At 57.5% G+C, this 25093-nt stretch carries 29 protein-coding genes and 1 tRNA gene; 21 read left to right on the plus strand and 9 right to left on the minus strand.

What is annotated here, in order from left to right:
* The first annotated feature begins 5 nt into the window (after positions 1-5).
* From priA to IPI58_04550, 3 genes are all read left to right on the plus strand, one after another.
* Positions 6-1997 carry a primosomal protein N' gene (gene priA, locus IPI58_04540; GenBank protein QQR69920.1) on the plus strand — a complete coding sequence of 664 codons (1992 nt, stop codon included), beginning with the start codon at positions 6-8 and terminating at the stop codon, positions 1995-1997.
* Positions 1998-2030: 33 nt separating this feature from the next.
* A complete protein-coding gene (gene rodA / locus IPI58_04545; protein QQR69921.1) occupies positions 2031-3185 on the plus strand; it encodes a rod shape-determining protein RodA in 1155 nt (384 codons plus the stop codon).
* Positions 3186-3558: 373 nt separating this feature from the next.
* Positions 3559-3771: a hypothetical protein gene (locus IPI58_04550; GenBank protein ID QQR69922.1), complete on the plus strand. Its 213-nt coding sequence runs from the start codon at positions 3559-3561 to the stop codon at positions 3769-3771.
* A gap of 78 nt (positions 3772-3849) precedes the next feature.
* On the opposite strand, the gene IPI58_04555 is transcribed toward IPI58_04550, so the two are convergent.
* Positions 3850-4878, minus strand: coding sequence for a zinc ABC transporter substrate-binding protein (locus IPI58_04555; protein QQR69923.1), 1029 nt, complete (start codon positions 4876-4878; stop codon positions 3850-3852).
* Between the two features lie 214 nt (positions 4879-5092).
* Between IPI58_04555 and dnaK the strand changes: the two genes are divergently transcribed.
* From dnaK to IPI58_04575, 4 genes are all read left to right on the plus strand, one after another.
* Positions 5093-7021, plus strand: coding sequence for a molecular chaperone DnaK (dnaK, locus tag IPI58_04560; protein QQR69924.1), 1929 nt, complete (start codon positions 5093-5095; stop codon positions 7019-7021).
* Positions 7022-7032: 11 nt separating this feature from the next.
* On the plus strand, positions 7033-7203 hold the full coding sequence (locus IPI58_04565; GenBank protein ID QQR69925.1) for a hypothetical protein: 171 nt from the start codon (positions 7033-7035) through the stop codon (positions 7201-7203).
* A gap of 127 nt (positions 7204-7330) precedes the next feature.
* Positions 7331-7984 (plus strand): outer membrane lipoprotein carrier protein LolA, encoded by a 654-nt coding sequence (locus tag IPI58_04570; GenBank protein ID QQR69926.1) that lies wholly within the window; start codon positions 7331-7333, stop codon positions 7982-7984.
* 192 nt (positions 7985-8176) lie between these two features.
* Positions 8177-8923: a hypothetical protein gene (locus tag IPI58_04575; protein QQR69927.1), complete on the plus strand. Its 747-nt coding sequence runs from the start codon at positions 8177-8179 to the stop codon at positions 8921-8923.
* A gap of 194 nt (positions 8924-9117) precedes the next feature.
* Here IPI58_04575 and hemN read toward each other — a convergent pair whose 3' ends face one another.
* Complete coding sequence (gene hemN, locus IPI58_04580) at positions 9118-10536, minus strand: oxygen-independent coproporphyrinogen III oxidase (protein ID QQR69928.1); 1419 nt, start codon at positions 10534-10536, stop codon at positions 9118-9120.
* Between the two features lie 131 nt (positions 10537-10667).
* Between hemN and IPI58_04585 the strand changes: the two genes are divergently transcribed.
* Together IPI58_04585 and IPI58_04590 are read left to right on the plus strand one after the other, a co-directional pair.
* Positions 10668-10898, plus strand: coding sequence for a hypothetical protein (locus tag IPI58_04585; GenBank protein QQR69929.1), 231 nt, complete (start codon positions 10668-10670; stop codon positions 10896-10898).
* Between the two features lie 246 nt (positions 10899-11144).
* A tRNA-Ser gene (locus IPI58_04590) sits at positions 11145-11237 on the plus strand.
* Positions 11238-11501: 264 nt separating this feature from the next.
* Here IPI58_04590 and IPI58_04595 read toward each other — a convergent pair.
* The 6 genes from IPI58_04595 to IPI58_04620 all read right to left on the minus strand — a co-directional run bounded on the left by IPI58_04595 (position 11502) and on the right by IPI58_04620 (position 14959).
* Entirely contained in the window at positions 11502-11891 is a 390-nt protein-coding gene (locus tag IPI58_04595) for a hypothetical protein (GenBank protein QQR69930.1), read from the minus strand.
* On the minus strand, positions 11854-13239 hold the full coding sequence (locus IPI58_04600) for a recombinase family protein (protein ID QQR69931.1): 1386 nt from the start codon (positions 13237-13239) through the stop codon (positions 11854-11856). The genes IPI58_04595 and IPI58_04600 overlap by 38 nt, the downstream gene beginning before the upstream one ends.
* A gap of 3 nt (positions 13240-13242) precedes the next feature.
* Positions 13243-13677, minus strand: a complete 435-nt coding sequence (locus IPI58_04605) for a DUF2924 domain-containing protein (GenBank protein QQR69932.1) — start codon at positions 13675-13677, stop codon at positions 13243-13245.
* Entirely contained in the window at positions 13674-13865 is a 192-nt protein-coding gene (locus IPI58_04610; GenBank protein QQR69933.1) for a hypothetical protein, read from the minus strand. Before IPI58_04610 ends, IPI58_04605 begins: the two co-directional genes overlap by 4 nt.
* An 89-nt stretch (positions 13866-13954) precedes the next feature.
* A complete protein-coding gene (locus tag IPI58_04615; GenBank protein ID QQR69934.1) occupies positions 13955-14188 on the minus strand; it encodes a hypothetical protein in 234 nt (77 codons plus the stop codon).
* 114 nt (positions 14189-14302) lie between these two features.
* Positions 14303-14959 carry a helix-turn-helix transcriptional regulator gene (locus tag IPI58_04620; GenBank protein QQR69935.1) on the minus strand — a complete coding sequence of 219 codons (657 nt, stop codon included), beginning with the start codon at positions 14957-14959 and terminating at the stop codon, positions 14303-14305.
* A 148-nt stretch (positions 14960-15107) separates the two neighbouring features.
* Here IPI58_04620 and IPI58_04625 point away from each other — a divergent pair, with 148 nt between their 5' ends.
* Positions 15108-15404, plus strand: coding sequence for a hypothetical protein (locus IPI58_04625; GenBank protein ID QQR69936.1), 297 nt, complete (start codon positions 15108-15110; stop codon positions 15402-15404).
* A gap of 4 nt (positions 15405-15408) precedes the next feature.
* On the opposite strand, the gene IPI58_04630 is transcribed toward IPI58_04625, so the two are convergent.
* Positions 15409-15819 (minus strand): helix-turn-helix transcriptional regulator, encoded by a 411-nt coding sequence (locus IPI58_04630; GenBank protein QQR69937.1) that lies wholly within the window; start codon positions 15817-15819, stop codon positions 15409-15411.
* 135 nt (positions 15820-15954) lie between these two features.
* Between IPI58_04630 and IPI58_04635 the strand changes: the two genes are divergently transcribed.
* The 11 genes from IPI58_04635 to IPI58_04685 all read left to right on the plus strand — a co-directional run bounded on the left by IPI58_04635 (position 15955) and on the right by IPI58_04685 (position 24769).
* Complete coding sequence (locus IPI58_04635) at positions 15955-16167, plus strand: helix-turn-helix transcriptional regulator (GenBank protein ID QQR69938.1); 213 nt, start codon at positions 15955-15957, stop codon at positions 16165-16167.
* The gene (locus tag IPI58_04640; GenBank protein QQR69939.1) at positions 16164-16652 is read left to right on the plus strand and encodes a hypothetical protein; all 489 of its coding nucleotides are present in this window, start codon (positions 16164-16166) and stop codon (positions 16650-16652) included. The genes IPI58_04635 and IPI58_04640 overlap by 4 nt, the downstream gene beginning before the upstream one ends.
* Positions 16649-17122 (plus strand): hypothetical protein, encoded by a 474-nt coding sequence (locus IPI58_04645; protein QQR69940.1) that lies wholly within the window; start codon positions 16649-16651, stop codon positions 17120-17122. The genes IPI58_04640 and IPI58_04645 overlap by 4 nt, the downstream gene beginning before the upstream one ends.
* A 1-nt stretch (position 17123) precedes the next feature.
* The gene (locus IPI58_04650) at positions 17124-18011 is read left to right on the plus strand and encodes an ATP-binding protein (protein ID QQR69941.1); all 888 of its coding nucleotides are present in this window, start codon (positions 17124-17126) and stop codon (positions 18009-18011) included.
* Between the two features lie 6 nt (positions 18012-18017).
* Positions 18018-18656, plus strand: a complete 639-nt coding sequence (locus IPI58_04655) for a hypothetical protein (protein ID QQR69942.1) — start codon at positions 18018-18020, stop codon at positions 18654-18656.
* Positions 18657-18692: 36 nt separating this feature from the next.
* A complete protein-coding gene (locus tag IPI58_04660; GenBank protein ID QQR69943.1) occupies positions 18693-20387 on the plus strand; it encodes a DEAD/DEAH box helicase in 1695 nt (564 codons plus the stop codon).
* A gap of 143 nt (positions 20388-20530) precedes the next feature.
* A complete protein-coding gene (locus IPI58_04665; GenBank protein QQR69944.1) occupies positions 20531-20725 on the plus strand; it encodes a hypothetical protein in 195 nt (64 codons plus the stop codon).
* The gene (locus IPI58_04670; protein ID QQR69945.1) at positions 20725-21492 is read left to right on the plus strand and encodes a hypothetical protein; all 768 of its coding nucleotides are present in this window, start codon (positions 20725-20727) and stop codon (positions 21490-21492) included. The genes IPI58_04665 and IPI58_04670 overlap by 1 nt, the downstream gene beginning before the upstream one ends.
* Positions 21482-23644, plus strand: coding sequence for an AAA family ATPase (locus IPI58_04675; GenBank protein QQR69946.1), 2163 nt, complete (start codon positions 21482-21484; stop codon positions 23642-23644). Before IPI58_04670 ends, IPI58_04675 begins: the two co-directional genes overlap by 11 nt.
* Before the next feature lie 379 nt (positions 23645-24023).
* Positions 24024-24341: a hypothetical protein gene (locus IPI58_04680; protein QQR69947.1), complete on the plus strand. Its 318-nt coding sequence runs from the start codon at positions 24024-24026 to the stop codon at positions 24339-24341.
* The gene (locus IPI58_04685; protein ID QQR69948.1) at positions 24338-24769 is read left to right on the plus strand and encodes a helix-turn-helix domain-containing protein; all 432 of its coding nucleotides are present in this window, start codon (positions 24338-24340) and stop codon (positions 24767-24769) included. The genes IPI58_04680 and IPI58_04685 overlap by 4 nt, the downstream gene beginning before the upstream one ends.
* Positions 24770-25093: the final 324 nt, after the last annotated feature.

Below are 25093 nucleotides of genomic sequence, written 5' to 3' on the forward strand. Positions count from 1 at the left end.
CATCGATGACAGATCGCCGCGTTTCCGTTTTGCTGCCGTTGCCCCTGGCGGGAGCCTATGATTATGGGGTGCCGGGGGACATGCGGGTCGCGCCGGGGGATTTTGTCACCGTGCCGCTGGGCGCGCGCCAGGCCACGGGCGTGGTATGGGACACGCCGCCTTCGGGCGTGGCCTCGGCTCGGTTAAAGAACATCGCGGCGCTTCGCGTGGATATGCCGCCTTTGCCCGATATATCGCGGCGTTTCGTGGATTGGGTGGCCGGGTACACCCTGGCCCCTTCGGGCGCGGTGTTGCGTCTGGTGACGGGCGGCACGCAAGGCTTACAGCCCTTGAAACGCCAGCCCTCCGCCAAGACTGAACGGTTGATCGCACCTGCCGTCCCGCCGGGGCCGGGCGTGACGCTTTCCGCCGCCCAGGAACAGGCGGCTTTGCAGATCGGTCAGGCCTTGCAAGGCGGGTCCTGGTCGGCATTGGTCTTGGACGGCGTGACCGGTTCGGGCAAGACCGAGGTTTATGCAAAGGGGCTGGAGCAAGTCCTGAATCAGGGCGGCCAGGCCCTTGTTTTGTTGCCCGAGATCGCCTTGACCTCGGCCACATTGGCACGGTTGCGCGGGTGTTTGGGCGTCGAGCCTCTGGCCTGGCATTCGGGCCTGACCCCCGCCCAACGCCGCAAGGGTTGGAAAGACGTGGCCACCGGCAAGGCGCAGCTGATGGTGGGGGCGCGTTCGGCCCTGTTCCTGCCTTTTGCCGATCTACGTTTGATCGTGGTGGACGAAGAGCATGACGGGTCCTATCGCCAAGAGGATGGCGTGTTGTATCACGCGCGGGATATGGCGGTGGCGCGGGCTTGGCTGGGCGGGGCGGTCGTGGTCTTGGCCAGCGCGACGCCTTCGCTGGAGACGCTGGCTAATGTCGATAATGGACGTTATGCCCGATTGGTGCTGCCCGACCGCGTGGGCGCGGCGCGTATGCCGGATATAAAATTGGTCGATGTGCGGACGGACAAACCGCCCAAGGGGGCTTGGCTAAGCCCCAGTTTGCGCACGGCTTTGCAAGAAACGCTGCAAGCCGGACAACAGAGCTTGGTTTTCCTGAATCGGCGCGGCTATGCGCCTTTGTCCTTGTGCCGCAGTTGCGGGCATCGGATGATTTGCCCCAATTGCACGGCATGGCTGGTGGCGCATGATCGCGGGCGCAGCCTGCAATGCCATCATTGCGGCCACGGCATGCCCAGCCCCAGCTCGTGCCCCTCTTGCCATGCGCCAGGGCCCCTTGCCGGATGCGGTCCGGGGATCGAGCGCGTGCATGAAGAGGTCGCAGCCTTGCTGCCGGGGGCGCGTCTGGCCTGCGTGGCCAGCGACTCGCCGCTGACCGCCAATGCTCAGGCTCTCCAAGCCATGGAACAAGGCGGGCTGGATGTATTGATCGGGACGCAATTGGTGGTCAAAGGGCATCATTTTCCGAATCTGACCTTGGTCGGGGTGGTGGATGCCGATCTGGGACTGGGCGGGGCGGATCCGCGCGCAGCAGAACGCTGTTTCCAGGTATTGCATCAGGTCTCGGGCCGCAGCGGGCGCGCCCAGATGCGTGGACGCGCCCTTATCCAAACGACTCAGCCCGAACATCCGGTGATGAAGGCCTTGGCGCAAGGCGACCGCGACGGGCTGATGCGCGCCTTGCAAGGCGAACGTAAAGCTTTCGACATGCCGCCTTTCGGTCGTTGGGCGGCGTTGGTGCTGTCGGGCACCGACGAGGCCCAAGTGACGTGCGCGGCGCATGATTTGATCGTCTGCGCGCCCAGACTGGCCGATGTGCGAATCCTGGGGCCTGCCCCCGCGCCGATGGCGCGGCTGCGGGGTCGGCATCGTCAGCGCCTGTTGATCAAGACCAAATTGGGCGTGCGTTTGCAGCCTATCGTGTCGGCATGGCTGGCGCAGGTGACGCCATCGCGCACGGTGCGCTTGCAGGTCGATATGGACCCATATAGCTTTCTTTGAAATCTCTCGGCGCGTGTAGGGGAAGGTAAAATCATGGTAGGAGATCGCGTCTGGAATCCGGCGGACAGGATGAACCTGGGCACCAAGCTGGCCTTGCTGCCTTGGGGGCTGGTGGGCATCGTGGCAACCACTGCGTTGATCGGCATCGCTTTGTTGTACTCGGCCGGGGGGCAATCTTGGCAGCCATGGGCGGGCGCCCAAGCGCTGCGTTTGGGGCCGGCGCTTGTATTGATGCTGATGGTGGCCGTTGTCGATGCGCGGTGGTGGTTGCGCGCGGCTTATCCGCTTTATGGCGCCGTGTTGGCCATGCTGGTGGGCGTGGCCATCATGGGGCAGGTGGGCGGCGGTGCCCAGCGTTGGCTGGGCGTGGCGGGAGTCTATGTGCAGCCTTCCGAATTGATGAAGCTGGCGTTGATTTTGGCTTTGGCCCGTTACTTTCATGGCCTGACGCCCGAACAGGTGCGCCGTCCCTGGTTGTTGATCCCCCCTTTGCTGTTGGTGGGCGCGCCCGTGGTGCTGGTGCTGTTGCAGCCGAATTTGGGCACGGCCACGTTGTTGCTGCTGGCCAGCATGGGCATCTTCTTTCTGGCCGGTGTCCCCTGGTGGTTTTTTATAAGCGGCATCATGGGAGCGCTGGCGGTTCTGCCCGTGGGCTGGCATTTCCTGCATGATTATCAAAAAGCGCGGTTGACGACGTTCCTCAACCCCGCCGCCGATCCCTTGGGCAGCGGCTATAACATTTTGCAGTCGCAAATCGCGCTGGGGGCGGGCGGGTTGTTCGGCAAGGGCTTTGGCCTCGGCTCGCAAAGCCAATTGCAGTTCCTGCCCGAAAAACACACCGACTTCATCTTTGTGGTCATGGCCGAGGAATTCGGCTTTATCGGCGCGATGGTGGTGGTGGCTTTGTATGTGCTGATGGTGGCTTGGGGCATGTTGATCAGTTTGTCTTGTTCGCATCAATTCGGGCGGCTGGTGGGCTTTGGCATTGTGCTGACGACCTCTTTGTATCTGTTCGTCAACGTGTCCATGGTCATGGGTCTCATCCCCGTGGTCGGGATTCCCTTGCCCTTGGTGTCTTATGGCGGTTCGGCTCTTTTGACCTTATGTCTGGGCATCGGGCTGTTGCTGGGCGTGGCCATCCATCGCCATGTTCGCCTTCCTCGTGGTGGTCCAACGGGAGCGTTATAAGAGAGATTATACCTAACTATAAACAGTCACGGATTCGACCCATTTTATGTTTTATAGGCGATATGATTGCCAAAGTGTCTTTTTGTGACACTTAAACTTACTTTTTTACGTGCTTTGCCACTGGAGAGCATCATCAACACATTGAATAGGAATAAAAAAAGTGAAGAAATTTGATGAAAGTTTTTTGTGTAAGGATTGCGATAGCGTACAGTAGGGGTTCGGAACACTGGCGTCAAAGCAAGGAGAAGGCGTCCCAACCAGAACAATCTTTGACAGGCATAACCGGAAGGATTCTTCCGATTGCGGTCTAAATAGATGTGATGGTCAAGGGGACGAGACGGTTGGTATGGCCCACTTCAGAAGGACACACGCAATGAACGTCGAACTCTCAAACCCCTCTTACCTGCTGGTATGCGCCCTGATCAAGGATGCGTTGGAGGTAAAAAGCGATGCGTCTCACCTGCTGCGTCGGGCTGCGCATGAATTGTCCAGCGCGGCCCCTGACCCTCTGCCGGCTGATTTGATTCTTCGTGCCGATGGCCTGCAAAGGCTGCGGCTGCTGGCGATGGCCGAGACGGTTTCGTAACTCTCCAACTCTCGTTCCAAAGCGGCGTGAACATCAAACAAACGGTGCGCCGCAAATCATGTGAAAGCGGGGGTTAACCTAACGGCGATAGGCACGGGGCTGTGTGCCGGACGGACCGGGTTTCGCCACGCCGCTATTAGAGACCATCGCTTGATACATAGCGGTCATAATTTCCCGCATCATGGCGTCATATCCCGAACGATCCTTTCCCAATTCACGGATATTTTCGGTTGTCACGGGACCAAACAGGCTGGCGCCGGCAGATTTGGCGAAGGCCTCAAGCGGTGCGCGGGCAGCATCGGATTGAATCACGATGCCGCGGATATAATATTTATCCATCCGTTCCTTCAGAGCCTGGAGTTCGGCCTGCGGCAACAGATTGTCCTTTTTATCCGATAACGGGATGATCTCCATCCCATAAGCCTTGGCGAAATACTGGAAACGGTCAAAGGATACCACCACGCGACGATATTCTTTCCCGATACCGCCAAAACTTTGGCGCGCCCAAGCGTCCAGATTCGCCAGCGATTTAATGATCTCGTTGGCACGGGTGCGATAAATGTTAGCTTGGGCAGTGTCGGCTGCGGCCAGCCCTTCGGTGATATTGCGGATATAAACACGTATATTGGATGGGTCCATCCAAGCGCGGCGATCCAGTTTTTGCCCCTGATAATCCGTTTTCTTCTCAAGATCGATTTTGGCAGGCACCATGGTGCCATTTTCAGTCATCAAGCGCGGAAGATTGACGGTGGCATTGACCACGATGCCGTTATAACGGGCGTTATTCAGCAGATTGTTCAGCCAGCGCCGCTCTGTTCCGAGCCCTTGGATAACGACCAATTTGGCCTGGGACACGATCTTCACGGTCTCTTGGCTGGGCATATAGGTTTCGGAATCATCGCCCGAATTCAGCAGAACATGGATGCGGAATCCTTCGCCCCCCAGTTGTCGGACGAGATCAGCCAGCAGATCATTGGTGACCACGACGATGTCCGTCGCCGCCGCTTCGCTCTTGGGCGCGGTGGCCCCGGCCTTGCTCTGCGCCAATGCCATGTTCGGGAATGCCATCGAGGCCATCATGAGCACAAGGTAAAGCCAACGACGCATGACGCATCCTCCCGTTCAGGAAATAGAACGGCTTAGTATATCGCCGCGCTACTCATGCGGGTATAAAAACTTGCAGAGAAAGATAGGGGCTATGCGCGGTATAAGGTTGCTAAGCACGATAGGGTCACCTATCTTCTGTACCAGGATAAAAGACGTCTGCCACAATAGGGGGCGCTTTTGTCGCTGGAGTCACCATCTGAAAGGACATAGGGTCATGGCTAAAGTCATCGGTATTGATCTGGGTACCACGAATTCTTGCGTCGCCATCATGGAGGGTAAGACCCCCCGCGTCATCGAAAACAGCGAAGGCGCGCGCACCACGCCGTCCGTCGTGGCTTTCCTCGATAAGGGCGAGCGCGTGACGGGCATGCCGGCGCGGCGTCAGGCCATCACAAACCCGGAAAACACGTTTTTTGCCATTAAGCGTTTGATCGGGCGTCGTTTCGACGATCCGATGGTCAAGAAGGATATGAACCTGGTGCCTTATAAGATCGTCGCCGCCGAGAATGGCGATGCCTGGATCGAGGCGCAGGGCAAAAAGAACAGCCCCAGCCAGATCAGCGCGCATATCTTGCAAAAGATGAAGGAGACGGCGGAAACCTTTCTGGGCGAGCCGGTCACCCAGGCGGTCATCACCGTTCCCGCTTATTTCGACGATAGCCAACGTCAAGCCACCAAGGATGCCGGGCGCATCGCGGGGCTTGAGGTGCTGCGCATCATCAATGAACCGACGGCGGCGGCCCTGGCCTATGGCCTGGAAAAGCGCGGCGCGGGCACCATCGCGGTCTATGATTTGGGCGGCGGCACCTTTGACGTCTCGATTCTCGAGATTAATAAGGAGCTGTTCGAGGTCAAGTCCACCAATGGCGACACGTTCTTGGGCGGCGAGGATTTCGACGCCCGCATCATCGATTTCCTGGCGGACGAGTTCAAGCGCGAGCAAGGCATCGACCTGCGCAAGGACCGCTTGGCCCTGCAACGCCTGAAGGAAGCGGCGGAAAAGGCCAAGATCGAACTGTCCAGCCAGATGCAGACCGATGTGAACCTGCCCTATATCACCGCCGATCAAAGCGGCCCCAAGCATCTGAACGTCAAACTGACGCGCGCCAAGCTGGAATCCCTGGTCGATGAGTTGATCAAGCGCACGGTGGGACCGGTGGAAAAGGCCCTGAAGGATGCGGGGATCAAGGCTTCGGATATCAACGAAGTGGTGTTGGTGGGCGGTATGACGCGCATGCCCAAGGTCATCGAGACCGTCAAGGAACTGTTCGGGCGCGAGCCGCATCGCGGCGTCAATCCGGACGAAGTGGTCGCGGTGGGCGCGGCCATTCAAGGCGCGGTGCTCAAGGGCGAAATTCGCGACGTGCTATTGCTGGATGTCTGCCCGTTATCTTTGGGGATCGAGACGTTGCGCGGCGTTTTCGTGCCGCTCATCGAGCGCAATTCGCCCATTCCTACGAATAAGAGCCAGGTCTTTTCGACAGCCGAGGACAATCAGACGGCGGTCACCATCCGCGTCTTCCAGGGCGAACGCGAGATCGCGGCGGACAATAAGTTCTTGGGGCAATTCGATCTGGTCGGCATTCCTGCCGCGCGACGCGGCATGCCGCAGATCGAGGTGAAGTTCGATATTGACCGCAATGGCATCCTTTCTGTCAGCGCGCGCGACAAAGCCACGGGCAAGGAACAACAAATCCGCATCCAGCCTTCGGGCGGCCTGACGGAAGAGGATATTCAGCGCATGGTGCGCGACGCCGAACAGCACGCTCAGGAAGATCACAAACGGAAAGAGCTGATCGAGGCGCGCAATCAGGCAGATAACCTCATCTACACATCGGAAGGCACGATGAAGGAGCAGGGCGACAAAGTCTCTGCCGAGGACCGCGAGGCGATCGAAAAGGCAATTGCCGATTTGCGCGGCGTGATCGACGGCGAGGACCAAGACGCTATCAAGTCCCGCACCGAAACCCTGGCCCAGGCCAGCATGAAGCTGGGCGATGCGCTGTATCGCCAGGCTGGGGCGGCAGGCGGCGGCGAGACGGCGGATGAATCGGCTGGATCGGGCGCGGCTCCGGGCGCCGATGACGCGGTGGATGCGGAATTCACCGAGGTTAAGGACAAAAACGGCACCAACAACTCTTAAGACATATGACCATGCCACGACGGCCATCAAGCGCGCATCGTGATCCGGGGCGCGTGTTGGCCGCCGTGGCGTTGGCTGTCTTGGTCATGTGGTTGGCGCAGATCATCGCAGGGCATGTGGTGCCGTCCCCTGATCCCCATATCCCGCCGGTTTATCGGCTTTTGGATTCGCCGTCCGACTGAGCAGGCACTGTTAGAAAATTTGATTCCATCGAGAAGGATTGTAAGAAGATGGCCCTGCCTTGCTTTTGCCATCACGGCTTTGCATGCTGTCTTCTGGGTTGAATGCGAGGATGAAGGGTTTCTCTCTATGAAGAATGATCGGCTCAAGGTGCTGGCGACGCTGCTATTGGCCGTCGGCCTGATGACGGTGCCTGGGTTGGGACTGGCAAAGGGCGGGGCCAAGCTGACGAAGGCCGAGACGGAGACATCCGCGCCTGAAATCGCCTGGGCCGAGGAATGGCTGCGTCAGGTCAAGACATTGGAAGCCCGTTTTTTACAAAGCGACGATATGGGCAATGAGCGTCAAGGCCGTGTCTGGCTGTCGCGTCCGGGCAAGATGCGCTTGGAATACGATGCCCCGCGCCAGGATCTTGTGGTGGCGGATGGGTTGTTCGTCCATGTCTGGGATGCGGGTTTGGGCGAAAGCTCGAGCGTGCCTTTGGACTCTTCGCCCGCCGCTTTATTGCTGCGTGACAATCTGGCGCTCAACGGCAAGGACGTGGCCGTCACCGGCGTGCTTAACTATCCCGGCGGGTTCGAAGTCACCCTGACGCAACGCGACAAGAAGGACGCAGGCAATCTGACCCTGGTGTTCGAAACCGCGCCTTTGGCACTGCGCCAGTGGCGCATCACCGATCCTCAAGGCCTGGTCACGAGAGTGACCTTGCAAGACCTGCGTCCTGGAGGAGAGATCGACTCGCAGCGCTTCGTGTACGTCAACCCGAATTTCGGCAAGAAATAGCGGCTTGCCGACCAGAGCAAGGCGGGTTGAGTGGACAAGCCCATTGCTGCACAGTAAATTAAAGGCTTCGAATCAAGTCGATGACTGCAGAGATCAGATGTGTGCACTGAAACCGCCCCCCCCCCCCGCTGGGTATCGGCGTCTGAATTGGGCCCTCAATCGGGCATAGCCATCGGGCCGATTCTGTTCATCGTGGCGATTCTGGCTGTCTTGGCCTCTGCCATTGCTGCGGCGTCGGGTTCGTTCAATGGCGATACCTCTGCCGTCAGCGCCAAGGCCCAGGCAGCAGCCATTCTCGAATATGCGGACAGCGTTAAGATAGGCGTGGATAGAGTGGTTGCTAAGGGATGCGCGGATACGGAAATCAGCTTTGAAAACCCTATCGTCAGCGGCTATGCAAATTCAAATGCCCCATCCGATAAATCCTGCCATGTCTTTGATATGAATGGCGGCGGGATTGTCTGGAAAAATCCAGATATAAATGCCCTAGACCCATCTTGGAAGAGCCAGGCGGACATAGATTACCCGGAGCTTTTCGGTACTTATGTGTTTAAGTCGGGTTGCGGGGCGCATTTGGGGCGGGGTGGGGGACCTGCCTTTGGGTACGATGCTGCCGGATGGCCCTGCGTCTACGACGGGTCCGGGCCTGAGAGGGCGTCACAAACCGCCGATCTATTCTTGATTCTTCCTTGGATGAAGGACGCTGTTTATCAGGAACTCTACAAACAAACCGGGATGAAAGGAACAAACGCTCAAGGTAACGCGGAGTTGCGCATTAATCGGTTTGATGGAAATTATTCCGACGGCATGGTTAGGTGTGATGACCCACTAAATAGGGGGGCGGTACAAGGGGTTATAAATGGGGCAAGCGGCGGCGGCAGCTACTGGCAAGGTAGTTATGGAGGGTATTACTACTTCCGCGCCCTGCATATCAGATAGAGGGCTTGTTGTTCGTCGCCTCTGTCGGTTACTGGATTCCTCATCGCCGCCATCGACAACGCCGAATGGGACTTGCCGAGAGGGTATGCAAAATCTGGAATGTTTGGCGAAGGACGGCGGCGCGCCAAGGTCATCCCACATGCCAACATATTTGACGCCCGTTCCCGCACGACTGGCCCCTGTCCTCCAAGCGTTTAAACCGCGCGCGCGTGTCGGTCTTCTTCGGGGTGCAGATAGGTATCAAAGGCGCAAGCGATGCTGCGGATGAGGGGGCGAAAAGCCTCGGGGACCGTCAAACGCCAAGCTTGGCGGATCACCGCGCCTTGATCCTGTAAGGGGCGCAGACGTTCCAGGCTATCGGTAAAGACGGAAGGCCCTGTGTCATGCGCGGCGGCGATGGCGGCCAAATCCACCCATAGGAAGCACATCAAATGCTCGATCACCGCGCGGCGTAGACGATCTTCCGACGAGAGAGCCTTGCCCCGCTTGATGGGAAGGCGTCCGGCGCGCACCGCATCGTGCCAAAGGGCGACATCGGCGATGTTTTGGGCATAGCCTTGGGGGAAAGCGCCGATGGCCGAGGCCCCCAGCGGCAGTAAAATATCGGCCGGATCGGTGGTATAGCCTTGGAAATTGCGGCGCAACCGGCCCTCTTGCAGGGCGCGGCTAAGCGGGTCGTGGCCCCGCGCGAAATGGTCCAGACCGATGGGCGTGTAATCGGCTTGGGTCAGCACGTCGCTGATGGCGCGGCATTGCGCCAGACGCGCCGCTGCCCCAGGCAAGGCGGATTCGTCGATCATGCGCTGATGGCGTTTCAGGCGCGGCAGATGGGCATAGCCAAACACCGAAAGCCGGTCGGGGGCCAAGTCTAGGGCCTGGCGCGTCGATTGCGCGACGTTTGCGACATCCTGGCCGGGCAGGCCGTACATCAGGTCCAGATTCAGGCAAAGGATCCCCGCTTTTCGCAAATCCTGGGCCAAACGCGCGGCCAAGCCATAGCTTTGGACACGGTTGATGGCCTGCTGCACCTGAGGCTCGAAGCTTTGAATTCCCAGACTGACCCGAGTGACCCCTGCTTGGGCCATGGCCTCAATCATCTGGGGCGTCACGGTGCGCGGGTCCAGCTCGACCGCGATTTCGGCGTCCGGCGCGAAACGCAGCCGGTCGCGCAGATGGGCCATGATATCCACGAAAGTCTGCGGCTCTAGGATATTGGGCGTCCCGCCACCCCAATGCACATGGCGCACCGGTCCGGGCGCGGACAGCAAGGGCAGCAACAGATCCATTTCGGCCCGCAAATCGGCGGCATAGGCGATCACCGGCGTATCATGGCGCGTGGCGCGGGTATGGCAGCCGCAAAACCAGCACATCGACCGGCAAAAGGGCACATGCAGATAGATCGAAAGAGAGGCCCCCGGAGACAGATCGGCCAGCCAACCGCGATAGGCGGTCTCGTCTACCCCATCCCCGAAATGCGGCGCGGTGGGGTAACTGGTATAACGCGGCACGCGCGCTTGCTCATGCCCCAGGATCACCGCATCGGCCAGGGCCAGCGCGGCGGCATTTTGCGTGGTCCCGACAGGGACGATGGGCGAAAGCGAGCGGCTGGACATGTCCTCTTTCGTGTAAAGGCACTTGGTTAGAAGATTCTTAACAGGCGGAACCCATCTTGCGAAGGGGCGGCGCGTCAAGCTACCATAGGCGCAGGCGATGGCTTTCACCATTCGAGGGAAAGGACACTCCTATGAAGACGACACATGCGGTATTGGCGGCGGCTTTGGCAATGACCCTGGCCGGGTGCAGCGGGATGGACAAGACGGAACAGCGAGTCTTATCGGGCGGCGCGATCGGTGCCACGGTGGGCACCGTGGGCACGGTGGTCACCGGCGGCTGCATCGCTTGCGGCGCGGCCATCGGCGGCGCGGTGGGCGCAGGCACAGGCCTGATCGTGGATCAGCTGGACAAGAAGAAATAAGGGCATCCTTGCCCGTTATTTCAACGCTTCAACCGCCGGGCTCTTTCTGATAGAACAACACATCCAGAGTGGAAGGGTGGCCGAGTGCCCGCCGGTCGCAAGACCGGCAAGACTAAGACTTCAACCAGTCGGCCGTCTTTGTGTATAAGGTCCAGAGTGGAAGGGTGGCCGAGTGCCCGCCGGTCGCAAGACCGGCAAGACCAAGACTTCAACCAGTCGGCTGTCTTTGTGTATAAGGTCCAGAGTGGAAGGGTGGCCGAGTGGTTGATGGCGCTCGCCTGGAAAGCGGGTATACGGTGAATAGCCGTATCGTGGGTTCGAATCCCATCCCTTCCGCCATTTAACATAGCGAAAAGCCTCTCTGAGCCTTTCGCATCACTCATATAATACGCAAGAAAACGCAGGGTTTTCGCAATTCCGAACCCGACTTCGTGCGCCAAAAATCTGGCGACTGAAGCCCGTATTCCTCTCTCTTATGCCCGTTTCTCTCTACCGAACCCTACTTTTCTCTCGTGGTAGGGTTTCTTATTTCTCAACAAGTTACGCTGAATTTCGTCAAACGAACAAATGACAAGCGGATGTAGTTTAGAGATGTTTGAATGGTTATGCCGTGCACAGGATTTGTTTTTCCTGTTCATCCCACATGAGAGGAACCAGCTGATAGAGCTGCTGGAGGGTTAGATAACTTGGTTGGCTGTTTTCAAGAATGGCTTCGATGATGGATGGCGCGAGAAGCGTCAGGGTGACTTGTCGAAGGGCATAGTCTTCGTTCACGCCTTTGCTGCGCGCCATATCAGTGATGCTGTCGTATTTGCCAGCCTCAACCTCCCGTCGCCAGAGAAACGCTCTCACAAGGGCCTTTTGCATGGTGTGCAATTGGGGCGTTGGCTCGTTCATCGGAACTGTGGCTCCGTCCGGGGCGATCAGATATTTCCGCCCAGAACGTCGGTTCGGCCTAAGCGGCAGATGTACGACGATTGTTTCCTGTTCCATAACGCGTCTCCTCGACCCATGCGGTTAGGCCGTTCTTCTTGAAATGGATTTGAACGCCATCTTCCGAAACCTCAATGGTCTCCAAAAACTCACCCAGAAGGGCGCGTTGCTCTTGGATAAAAAGTTGCTCCCAGAGCGCATCGAAGTTTCCAAGTTCGGAGCGTACAAACGACTCTCGTTCTCTTTTTGTCGAAAAATCGATGGCAAGTTCCGGTTTTCTTTTTTCCAGCCGATCCACAATCAGGGAAACGACTTCCGGCGCTTTAAACGCCGTCTTGATTTGGTACAGCACCGCACGCTCAAGCTCACGCGCAGGCACCGAGCGGATTGCACAAGACTGACTACCTTCCCGCAGAGACTTGACACAGACGTAATAACGGTAGGACTGGCCGCGTGCCCGTATGTTGGTTGAGGACGGCGTCATGGCAGAGCCGCAGCACCCGCAACGCACGAAGCCCTTCAACAACGCAGGACAGCGGCCCCGTGTTTGGTTTCCTCTCTTCTTGGGCGCAAGGGATAGGATCCGGTGGGTTTCTTCCCAAAGCGGCGCGTCTATGATGGCGCGATGTTCACCCGGGTAGGCTTTTTCTTTATGTACGGCTTCTCCAAGGTAAACACGATTATTCAAGATGCGATAAACGTACAGCTTGTGAATGGGCTTGCCTTTGTGCGTTTTGCCGGATTGCGTCTCCCATTCTTTGGTTGTTATTCCGGCGGCCCTCATCGTTTGAACAACGGTCATGCACGATTGCGTTTGAACGAAGGTTTCGAATATTTCTCTGACGATAGCGGCTTCCTTCGCATTGACCTTAAGCCTTCTGTTTTCCACATCGTAGCCCAACGGCGGGCACCCGCCCATCCACATTCCCTTCTTGCGGCTTGCCGCGAACTTGTCGCGGATGCGCTCACTTATGACCTCGCGTTCAAACTGTGCAAAAGACAGCAGAATGTTGAGGATCAGTCGCCCCATCGACGTTGTTGTGTTGAAAGATTGAGTGATGCTGACGAACGTCACTTTATGGCGGTCAAAGACCTCGACCATTTTGACAAAGTCCATAAGTGAACGGGAAAGTCGGTCAATTTTGTAAACTACGATAGTGTCAATCCTGCCGTTCTCTATATCTTCCATCAGGCGCTTAAGCGCAGGACGCTCTAAAGTGCCACCAGAAAATCCACCGTCGTCGTACATGGTTTCAAGAGCGACCCAACCTTCCGATTTTTGGCTCGCGATATAGGCCTCACACGCTTCACGCTGCGCGTCGAGACTGTTAAATTCCATATCGAGGCCTTCTTCGGAAGATTTGCGTGTGTAGATGGCGCAACGAATATGCTTGGTCGGTTTTTCCATTTCTTATTTCTCTTTTTTCCGCAACCCAAAAAATACAAGCCCGTTCCAGTGGCAGCCCGTGATGTGCTGGGCAATGGCCGTCAGCGAGTTCCAACGGCTGCCTCCATATGCAAAGCCTTCGGCCAAAACGACGACTTCGTACCGTTCCCCACGCCATTCGCGCACCAGGCGTGTCCCAACAACAGGTACGGTGGGAGATCGTTTCCTGCGTCTTGGTTTCTTTCCATTTTCTTCAGCAATCAGCGTGTTCAGTTTGCGCTCCGCCTTTGGCGTTAATCCTCCATAAGTCAGTTCTTGAATCCGATAGGCCAAGGCGCGCCGCAAAAATCCGCCCCGATAGGGTGGTGGTTCAGATTGGAAATAATCCCGCCACAATCGTTTGAGGTCGGATGTGTTTTTACTTTCTAGTTCTCGAATTTGCCGCGCGATTGGCGTCATAACGCGCATTCTCCATCAATATTGCCCTCCCTGTCACACACGCTTCCTTTCGCCGTGAAGTCCAGTTGAATAAACTCAGATGCGCGCATTTCCTTCGCTTTTTTCCGCAAGATGGCCAAAGCCATCAGATCGGCGATTAGAAAAAGAGGGTTTTTTCGTTTTGATGAAATGCTGGGCGATTGAGACACAAATCAATCTCCCATCCATGTTGTCTTCCACCAGCGCCATTGCTGGCGCAGGGCGCGGGACAAGCTGCGATGGATCCGCTCAAACAGATTCATGCCCGCCCCGCCGCGCGTTGTTCGGACGGATGCGGCGCGCGCATGGCCAAGGCGATGAACGCATCAAGGTGCGCGTCTTTGGCGCGATCGACTGCCTTGTGGTAGGTGTCAATGGCAAGCTCGGCGACCTCAAGGGCTTCGTCTGTGCGGCCTTGGCGCACGAGGTTCAAGGTCTCGCGCACGCAGCGGTGCGCCATATCCATATAAAGCTGGGAAACAACGGGGATCATGCAATTCTCCTTGGGAATATGGGGCGGATCGGAGCCGCCAATTCCAAGGAACCTATCCAAATAGGCATGGTTTGTCAAGAAAACTGATGAACCTATCCGTATTGGATATGGTCGTTACGCTCTCAGAGCCTTTTTTCTAGGCTCTCCTGCGCCTTCTTCGGTTTCGGCTTCAGGCGAAGGCAAGGCCTCCCAGAGCATCTCGAAGGTCTGTTTCAGGCCTTTCGCCAGCATGGGGGTGCGCACTAAGAGGATCCGGTCGGGGCCGAGCATCTGCGCGACGGTCGATCCGTAGACGACTTGCAGCGGAAGTGGCGTGAAGTTTGCGGGGGCGGTACGTATGGGCGATGTGGCATCCTTCTTGTGGCAAATCGCACGGTAGGTGAAGTCTGCCTCGCGCAGAGCATTGCAATATTCAACGAGTTCGGGGGCGAAGAGACACGGCGTGCTGCCGCACAAGAACAAGGCTTCCGCTCCTTCCTGGCCGCGTAAATGCGTATGTATGTCCTCAAACATCTGGGCGATGACGTTTTCGCCTTCCAAAATCAGATGATCTTTCTCCCGCAGCGCAACACCGCGTACGCCGATGAACTCGATCTTTTCGCTGAGATACGAAAGAAGGGCACTTTCCGTCTTTTGCTGCAGCTTGGTTATGCCGCCCAATTCGAATTGGCGGATGGATGTGAGGGAAGCGCCGGACGCGTTTGCAAGTTCATCCTGCGAGATGTTGAGAAGCGCGCGAGCGGCGCGGAGTTGGTCAGGGGTGAGTGCCATGTTATGCTTTCCATATCATTAATGCCTGATTTCGGCATTATTCATGCCGAATGTCAAGATTTTTGTTGATTTTCGACCAACTTTCAGGCATTCTGCAACCCATGCTTGCTGTTATTTGGTAGCGATCAATATTTTTCGGAATGTTTTCATGAGCAGTCCCAACGTGATAGTGTCCCTCGTCTTTGAGGAAATGGCCGAGGAAGAAAATCTCTTTTCAACTGAACAATCGCTGCTTTTCACCGGACTGTACCCCTCGATTAATGAAACTCAGGTAAAGATCTTGGAAGGCGTCATCCTTTCCCGTGCGGAAAGAATCTCTTGCAGCGCCATTCTTTTGCGCGAGGCGTTCCTCAGCGCATATCAAATTGAAGATATGAAAGAATTGCCTTGCCGTTATTTTGACGAAGCGATGGACTATCTGACGCGTTTTGCGGGGGCGAATTGAATTGTCAGTCGACGACGCAGGTGAGCATGTCGTCCACGCGTTCCTTGATCTCGGCTTTTTTCGGCGTTTCGTTCATTTTACGGCATTTTCTGTAGGTTTTGCACACGACCTTGGCAAGCGTGGCGGGATCGACATCGGCCCCTTCGCATCGCTTCTGGGCGTAGGTGAGGATTTCCCGCAAGAGGACTTCGTCGACGTCCGCGTCCGGCTGCTTGATGTCGCTGACATCAATGTCATCGACCAAAGCGGACACGCGAACCTTGTAAAATTTTGCCAGTTTTTCGAGCCAATCGAGCGTAACGCCACGCTCTCCCTTCTCGAGACGCAAAATTGTTTGTGGCGTGACCTTAAAATTTTTGGCAACCTCTTCTTGAGTGAAGCCAGCCTGTTTTCTTATGATTTTCAATCTGTTCATGTTCGTTACCCCATCCAATTTGGATGGCCCATCCTATCCGAATTGGATGGTTAACGCAAATACTTTCTTTTTCCTATCCTATCAGGCCATATTAATCTTGATTCAACCTATCCTGATAGGATATGTAATCAGGCCATGAAACTGGCCGATTATCTCACAAAGAATAACATCTCCTACGCGGAATTCGCGCGGATGCTTGGCATGGACAGCTCAAGCGCTGCCATGAACGTATCCAGATACGCCAATGGGAAGCGCCGTCCGCGCCCAGCTATCGCCGATAAAATCGTTGCCGTCACGAAGGGCCGCGTGAAGCACAAGGATCTCTATAGCGTGGAGAGCCCTGAATGACGCTTTTCGTCGGCATCGATCCCGGCCTGTCCGGCGCTCTGGCTTTTCGCTTCGGCGAAGAGATGGATGTGTGCCCGATGCCGACGCTGACGATCAGCAAGGCGAAGGGGACACGTCGTGTTCTTGACCTGACGGCTCTTTCCAACATCATCGATGACAAAACGAAGAACGCCGCGCGCGTTGGCGTTTTTATTGAACGCGTGTCCGCCATGCCGAAACAGGGCGTCGCCAGCATGTTCTCGTTTGGCGAGAGCTATGGCGCGATCAAAGGGATCGTGGCGGCCCATTTTCTTCCCATGACGCTTGTGACCCCCGTTACGTGGAAAACAAAGCTCAAGGTTTCCAAAAACAAGGACGATGCGCGCTATCGCGCCAGCCAATTGATGCCGCGCTTTGCGCATCTGTGGTCGCGCCGCAAAGACGACGGCATGGCCGAGGCTGCTCTCATTGCATTTTACGGACAAAATTATGGAGGCCTTCAATGAACATTCGCAATTTCCATCCTGCCGCGCTTGATGAAATGGACATCGCCGCGATTGCCGCGTTGGCAACGCCTGAGCTGGCTGATCTGATCGAGTTGCTCGACAAAGACACAACGCTGCTCAAACTGCGCAAGGACAAGCTCGCTTGCGCATTGAACCGCAAATACAGCGAGGCGGCGCAGAAGGCGCGGCTTGATGCGGGAAAAGATACGGGCGTTGTGCATCTGGAAGATTGCGGCTTTGACGTCGCCGCCGAAGTCGGCAAGACCGTCAAATGGGATCAAACCAAACTGATCGCGGCACTGGATTCCATGCCCGCCGAGACGGCCAAGCACTATGCGAAGGCCGAGTTCAAGGTCGACGAGCGCAAATACGCTGCCGCGCCTCCGGACATTCAGAAAATCCTCGCCCCCGCGCGCGCCGTCGTGCCGGGACGGGAGACCTATACCCTCAAACCCAAAAACAAGGCGTAACATGACTTTTCAGATCATAACCGCCGATCAAAGACTGTCCGAAAAGCGCGGCATCAAAGGCTGCATTTTCGGGCGTTGGAAAATCGGCAAGACCAGTTTGCTCTGGACGCTTGATGCGGCCTGCACGTTGTTTATTGACCTTGAAGCTGGCGATCTTGCCGTCGAAGGCTGGGCGGGCGACACGATCCGTCCGCGCACATGGCAGGAATGCCGTGACTTCGCGGCCTATATTGGCGGCCCCAATCCGGCGCTGCGCGACAACCAGCCCTATAGCCAAGCTCATTACGATCATGTTTGCAGCCAATTCGGCGATGCTGCGGCGCTCGATAAATACGACACGATCTTTGTCGACAGCATCACGGTCGCCGCGCGTCTGTGTTTCCAATGGTGCACGGGCCAGCCCGAAGCCATCAGCGAAAAGACGGGCAAGCCGGATACGAGAGGCGCCTATGGCCTCTTGGGCCGCGAGATGATCGGTTGGCTGACGCACCTTCAGCACACGCGCGGCAAGAACGTCTGGTTTGTCGGGATCCTCGATGAAAAGACGGATGACTTCAATCGCCGCATCTTCACGCCGCAGATCGACGGCAGCAAGACGGGCCTTGAGCTGCCCGGCATCGTCGATCAGGTTGTCACGATGGCCGAGATCAAGGCAGACGACGGATCCGCCTATCGCGCATTTGTTTGCCAAGCTCTGAACCCGTGGAGCTATCCGGCGGGTGATCGCAGCGGACGCCTCGCCATGATCGAGGAACCGCATCTTGGGCGGCTCATGGACAAAATCAGGCAACCCCTCACAAAGACGGCATCGGAACGGCTGGAGTTTTGCAGGCCACAGCCGACCGATGCCGAAACCCCCGCAAATGTCGTTCAACAAGCACAGGAGTAAACAAACATGTACCAGAACCAAGGGATGGATTTCAACGACGCCGGGCAACAGCAGGTCGGCGAACTTATTCCGGCGGGCACGATTGCCAAGGTCGTCATCACCATTCGCCCCGGCAGCGCGGGCCAAGGCGGCTGGCTGACCCGCAGCAACACGAGCGACGTGGAATACCTCAATTGCGAGTTCACGGTTCTCGAAGGCCCGTTCGCCAAGCGCAAGTTCTGGCAGAACATGACCGTTTCCGGAGGCAAGGTCGATGAGCGCGGCCAATCCAAGGCGTGGGGTATTACAAAAGCGGCCCTGCGCGCTATGTTGGACAGCGCCTTCGGTCTTGATCCCGACGACGACAGCCCTGCATCGAAGCAGAAACGCATCACGCAGGACTGGGGCGCGTTCAACGGCCTGCAATTTGTCGCCAAGATCGGCATCGAAAAAGGCAAGGACAATTATGCCGACAAAAATCGCCTGCAGTACGTTCTGACGCGCAAGAACCCCGAATATGCTGGCGTCATGTTCGGCGCGCAGACCGGATATGCGCAGCAGCCAACGCAATCGCCTCAGCAGATGCCTGCGCAGTCGCAGCCTCAGCAACAGTCCCCGCAGCAGCAAGGAACGCCGAACAGCAACGTCCCGACCTGGGCTCGCTAATCCTCGTTTTCCGTTTTGTTTGTTTAAGGGTGTCCGATGCTCCTCCGGCCACGACAGAAGATCTTTGTCGAAAATTGCGTCGCTGCGCTAAAACAGCGGCGCAATACGCTCGGCGTCGCCCCGACAGGTGCTGGCAAAACCATCATGCTGTCGGCGGCTACGGGCGAAATTTTGCGCGAAATGGGCGGCAAGGCTGCGATCCTTGCCCACCGCGACGAACTGACGGCGCAAAACGTCACGAAGTTTGCACGGGTCAATCCCGGACTGACCACGTCCATCTACGATGCCAATAGCAAGTCATGGCATGGGCGTGCGACGTTTGCGATGGTTCCGACCTTGGCGCGACAGGACAATTTGTCGCGTATGCCGCATCTTGATCTGCTCGTTATTGACGAAGCCCACCACGCGGCGGCGACGAGCTATCTGAGGATCATAGAGGAAGCGAAGGCCAAGAATCCCAACCTGATGCTTTTCGGCCTGACGGCAACGCCCAATCGCGGCGATCAGAAAGCCCTGCGTCCGATCTTCGACAATGTAGGCGACCAGATCAGGCTGGCCGAACTCATCAAATCCGGCCATCTCGTGCCGCCGCGCACATTCGTCGTCGATGTCGGCGTGCAGGAAGACCTCAAAAAGGTGCGCAAAACAGCAATCGATTTCGACATGAACGAAGTCGAGGAGATCATGAATCGGCCTGTCGTTACCGGCGCGGTTGTCAGGCATTGGCAGGAACAGGCACATGATCGCAAAACGGTAGTGTTCTGCTCCACCATCGTGCACGCCGAAAACGTCCGACAGACCTTCCAGAACAACGGCGTAGAAGCGGTCATCGTTCACGGCGAAATGGCGAACAGCGACCGCCGCCTGGCTTTGGCGCGGTTCCAGCAAGGCAGCGCGCGCGTGATCGTCAACGTGGCCGTCCTGACGGAAGGCTGGGACTATCCGCCAACATCTTGTGTCCTTTTGCTGCGCCCAAGCTCTTACAAGTCGACCATGATCCAGATGGTCGGGCGCGGCCTGCGCACCATCGATCCCAAGGAACATCCCGGCGTCATAAAAACAGACTGCATCGTGCTCGACTTTGGAACGTCCACGCTCATGCACGGCAGTCTGGAGCAGGACGTCAATCTGGATGGCAAAACGGTTCAAGGCGATGCGCCCACGAAAGAATGTCCCGAATGCTGCGCAATCCTTCCTCTTTCTGCGCAGGAATGCGCGTTGTGTGGTTTCGAGTTCCTCTCCAGTGCTGCGACGGGCGAAGCTGGCGCAGGCGACGAAGAACCGCTCCCCCTCGAAAACTTCTCCCTGACAGAAATCGACCTTCTGAAACGCAGCAGTTTTCGTTGGATTGACCTGTTCGACGATGACGCGGCGCTGATGGCCTCCGGTTTCTCGGCATGGGCAGCGATCTTCTGGCTTGGCGGCTATTGGCACGCCGTCGGCGGGTTCGAGCGCGCTGTGCAAATTCTCGGCACAGGCGAACGCGTCGTCATGATGGCCGTGGCCGACGACTTTCTGAACGAGCACGAGACAAGCGAAAGCGCCCACAAAACCCGCCGTTGGATGAACGAACCCGCAAGCGAAAAGCAACTCGCCTTGCTCGGCGAGACGGCGCGGATGGACTTCAGCATGACGAAGTATCGCGCGTCCTGCCTGCTTAATTTCCGCTTCAACAAAGGCCGCATCCGCCAACTGGTCGAACAAGCCGTCGGAAACAGGGAGGCCGCGTGAAATGGTGCGCCATTTGTTACCGGGAACAACGCGGCTTCGGCTTTATGCCTGCGCTGATCAAACAACCAAAAAAACCTGCACGGCGTTTCTGCTCGATGCTTTGCCTCGATCTGTACGCGCGTCTTTTCAAGGAGTCTGGCGGCATGATTGATATGACCGATTTTGAACGCGCTTCCCTTAACGCCTGCCTCAAGCCGCTGGGCGAATGCGTGGCCGAGATTGGCATGGACAAGCCTCTTTCCGCCTACAGCAAGGAACAGGTTCTTACGCTGATTGAGGTCATCGTCACGGCCTACCAGGACGCCATGCGCAAAGGCAGTCCGGAGGTGCCGTTTTGATGCTCGACTTCAACCACGGCTCCGACAAGCCCCCGCAGGATCCCCGCGCGCTTCCGATCGCTGTGCGGATCAACGAGTTGGTCGACACGGGACTGATCGCCGAGCGACAGAAGCAGCCGCGCCGTGAATATCTGGGCGCGTCCATGCTTGGCGATCCTTGCTCCCGCCGCATCCAGTATGAATATGTCGGCGCGCCCAAGGATCAGGGCAAGGATTTTAACGGACAGACGCTACGCATTTTCGACGCGGGGCATCAATTCGAGGCCCTGTCGGTCAAATGGCTGCGCGGTGCCGGGTTCGATCTGCGGACGGAAAAAGCGGATGGCGGGCAATTCGGCTTTTCGGTCGCCAAGGGGCGGATCAAGGGTCACATCGACGGTGTTATCGTCGGAGGCCCATCATGGTTTGTGTTCCCTTCGCTATGGGAACACAAGGCACTCAAGGACAAAAGCTGGCAAGATCTGGCAAAGCGCGGCCTTGCGATCTCGAAACCGCTTTATGCCGCGCAAGTCGCTCTCTATCAGGGCTACATGCCCGATCTGGCACGTTGCCCCGCGCTTTTCACGGCGCTCAACAAGGATACGCAGGAGCTTTATCACGAACTTGTGCCTTTCGACGCCTCTCTGGCGCAAAGCACAAGCGACAAGGCCGTCAACATTCTGCAAGCCACCGATGCAGGCCAGCAGTTGCCCCGCATAGCCGCCAATCCCGATTTTTACCTGTGCCTGTGCTGCCCTTACGCCAAGAGGTGTTGGCATGGCGCATGAGAAGATGGACTTCAACGATGCGCGGCGGCAAGGCTCCGACCAGCGCAAGAAAATCGATGTCGTCCTGCTCAAGGAACGCATGGCCGATTGCTATCGGCAAATCCTCGACCATCTTTTGCCGAACGGCGTTTATGTTGGCGAGGAGTTTCATTGCGGCGATATCTACGGCGCGCGCGGCGAGAGCCTGAAGCTCAGCGTGCGCAAGAACAAGATGGGCGTCGGCGAAGATTTTGCCACGGGCCAGAAGTTCGGCGACCTGATTGACGTTTGGCAGATTGTCCGGCGCGAGGACTACACGACTGCGATCCGAAACATCGCCGAATATCTGAACATGGCCGAGCGCCTGCCTATGCCGGTTTCAAAAACAGCGAAGAGCAAAGCGCCTGAAATCGGCGCGCCTGTCGCACAATACAATTACACCGATACCCAAGGCACGATCCTTCTTGTCGTCTATCGCCACGAATACGAGGAAAACGGCCAGCGCAAAAAGACCTTCAGGATTTGGAACGCCGTCACCCATAAATCCGAAGCCCCCACTTCGGGCCGCCCCCTCTATAAGCAGCCGGACATCGCAAAGGCTGACGTCGTCGTTCTGGCCGAAGGCGAAAAAGCGGCGGATGCCCTTATTGCTGCCGACATTCCGGCCACGAGCGCCGTGTGCGGCTCCAACGCGCCAACCGACAAGACAGACTGGTCGCCCTTGGCCGGAAAGCGCGTCCTGATCTGGCCGGACAACGATCTACCGGGCCTGTCTTATGCGCAAAAAGCCGCGCAGGCGGCGCTGGCCGCCGGAGCCAGAAGCGTTGGCATTTTGCCCATCCCGCAAGGCAAGCCCGGCGGTTGGGATGCGGCGGACGCTGTTGCCGAAGGCATGGATGTCCGCGCCCATGTCGAAGCCGCGATGCCGGAGCCCGTCACGCCGCCTGCCGTGGCCACGATCCCCGCTTATCCTGTCGGAGCCATTCTGGATGATGACAGCCCCATGCCGGAAGACCTGCTTGCACCGCGCATTCTGACGCCCAGCGGCCTTGCGGTCTTCGGCGGCGCGCCCAAGGTCGGCAAATCCGACTTTCTTTTTTCCCTTCTGGTGCACGCCGCAGCCGGAAGGCCGTTTCTCGGCTTCATTCCGCCGCGGCCTCTCAACGTGTTCTGCCTGCAAACCGAGATCGGCTACCATTACCTGCGCGAACGGTTGCAGCAGATGGATATTGATCCGGAGATTTTGCCTCTCGTTCGCAAAAACCTCGTCATCACGCCGCAGGTGCGCCTGATCCTCGACGACAAGGGCGTCGAGATGGTGCGCGAGACGATTGCGCGGCATTTCGATCCGAAATTGCTGGATGTGATCGCCATCGACCCTCTGCGCAACGTGTTCGACGCGGGCGAAAACGGCGGCGAGAACGACAACACCGCCATGCTGAACTTCCTTCAGGAGCGCGTCGAAAAGCTTCGTTTTCTCGTCAATCCCGAAGCGGGTGTCATTCTCGCCCACCACACGCGCAAAATCACGAAGCGCATGCTGGAAGAAGACCCGTTTCAGGCCCTTAGCGGCGCGGGTAGTTTGCGCAGCTTCTACACGACCGGCATCATCATGTTTCGCCCCGACGAGAGCCAGAGCGTGCGCGAGCTGATGTTCGAGCTGCGCAACGGCAAGGCGATACCCTCAAAATACGTCGACAAGATCAACGGCATCTGGCGCGAGGTCGAGCACCAGTCCAAGCGCCTCGTCAACAAGGAGCATGGCGAACGTCTCGACAACGAGCGCCGCCGTCGCCACGACGTGATCCTGCAACTTCTCTATGACGAAGCGCAACGCGGGCGTCTCTATTCCCCCACGCAATTCTCCCAAGCCTTCGAGAACAAGGCGGGCCTCGGTGGCTCCCACTCCATCCGCGACCGCATCGATGTGCTGACCACAAAGGGCTACATCAAGTTCAACAAGGACGGTGCTGCCAAAAGCAAGTACGGCATGATGTGCGTCGAGGGCATGGAAATCCCGCGCGCGGAGCCCAACGTGGATCCGCAAACGGGCGAGATCACGGACGTGATGATCCTGCTCTTGCCGACGCATTTCAAACAGCCGAACGACGGCGCGATCCTGCCCGTCGAGAACCCAGAAATCTGGGTCTATCACGATGGGGGCGAGCCATGATTTTTGCCCGCAGAACCCCATCCAAACCGGCTGTCATTCTGGGCCTGCGTTTTGTCATTCTGGGCCAGAATGACGTCATTCTAGACGCGGCGTCACTCTGTCATTCTAGAATCCGCCTTTGTTTTTATGGTGTTACAGCCCATTTCCAGAATGACACGTCATTCTGCCCGGCAGTCCGGAAATCTGGAAAATTCGCCTTATTTCTCAGCGCGTTATTCCAGAATGACAGAATGACGTTTTCCCACTCTCCCTACGGGAGAGAGAGACGCCTTACGGCGTTCTCTCCTCCAACGGTCGAGGGAGTCTGCGCGCGGACAGGTTCCGCGATGCCCCAAACCTTTCCCCATTTTCCAATCCCAACTGACAGGAGGTGCATCTCATGATGGCAAACCGGATCAAGGCGCGTGACGCCAACATCTACTGGAAATACTCGCACACGGGTCGCGTCTACGATGTGCGCGTGCGTGACAGGTACGACATCTGTGAAAGCCGCGTTTGTTCAAGCGGCGCTTTCTGGACAGGGTGGCGGCATGCGCGTGGCACGAGTCCCGAAACGCTGTTCGGCGAGATGCTGTTCCGCTACGGCTTCACCACGCTTGAGGAGACGCGCATTGCGCTCCTGCAGTTTGCCAAGATCGACAACTGCCAATGGGCGCGCGACATGCTGGAGGGCAAGACCTACGGGAGGGTCGCATGAGCCCCCGCGTCAAGAAGACCGTGTCCGACGTCGCAGATCGGATTGAGCAAGCGGCGTACACGATGCGCAAGCTGCCCAAGGTCACCGTGCAAGGATACTTCAACGCATGGCCGCCCATCGTGCGCGAAGCGATGGAAGCGTATGGCTGGGAGGACGCGCATGTCAGACCCGGCCCGCCCACGGCTCACCAGATCACCGAGATGGACGAAGTCATGCTGTGGCTCATGTGGCTTGAGCGCGAGGAAGTGCGCCTCGTTTGGCTGCGGGCCAACGGCATTCGCTGGAAGCGCATCGGTCTTGAGACAGGCTGGTCGGTGCGCAAGCTGCAGTACGATTGGCGAATCGCGCTCATGAAAATCGTGCATCGATTGAGCAATCCGAAGGAGAAAATCACGCTCCCTTACAAGCGACACATCCAAGGCGGATAGGCAAAAATGCGCACGCGTTCTTTAAGCGATTCAATTTATTGATAAACCCCATGCGCATTTTAGTTCTGCGTCGTTTGCGCATTTTCTGCCAGACTGCACGGCATGATCGGGAGACGAGCGGGTCCTCCCTCGGCCCCAACGTATGCTGGCGGCAAGAGCACAGGACTTCGCTACATGTAGGGGTTGAAAGCGGGAAGCCACCCCACATCTTGTGGTTCCGAGTACAGCTCAATTTTCTCATGGAAAACAAAGAGTTAAACCGCCCCGTGGGGGCGGATTCCTGCCTGGACTCCTGACAAAGGGAAGCCAGCTTTTACTAACAAC

Source organism: Alphaproteobacteria bacterium (assembly GCA_016699305.1).
GTDB lineage: Bacteria > Pseudomonadota > Alphaproteobacteria.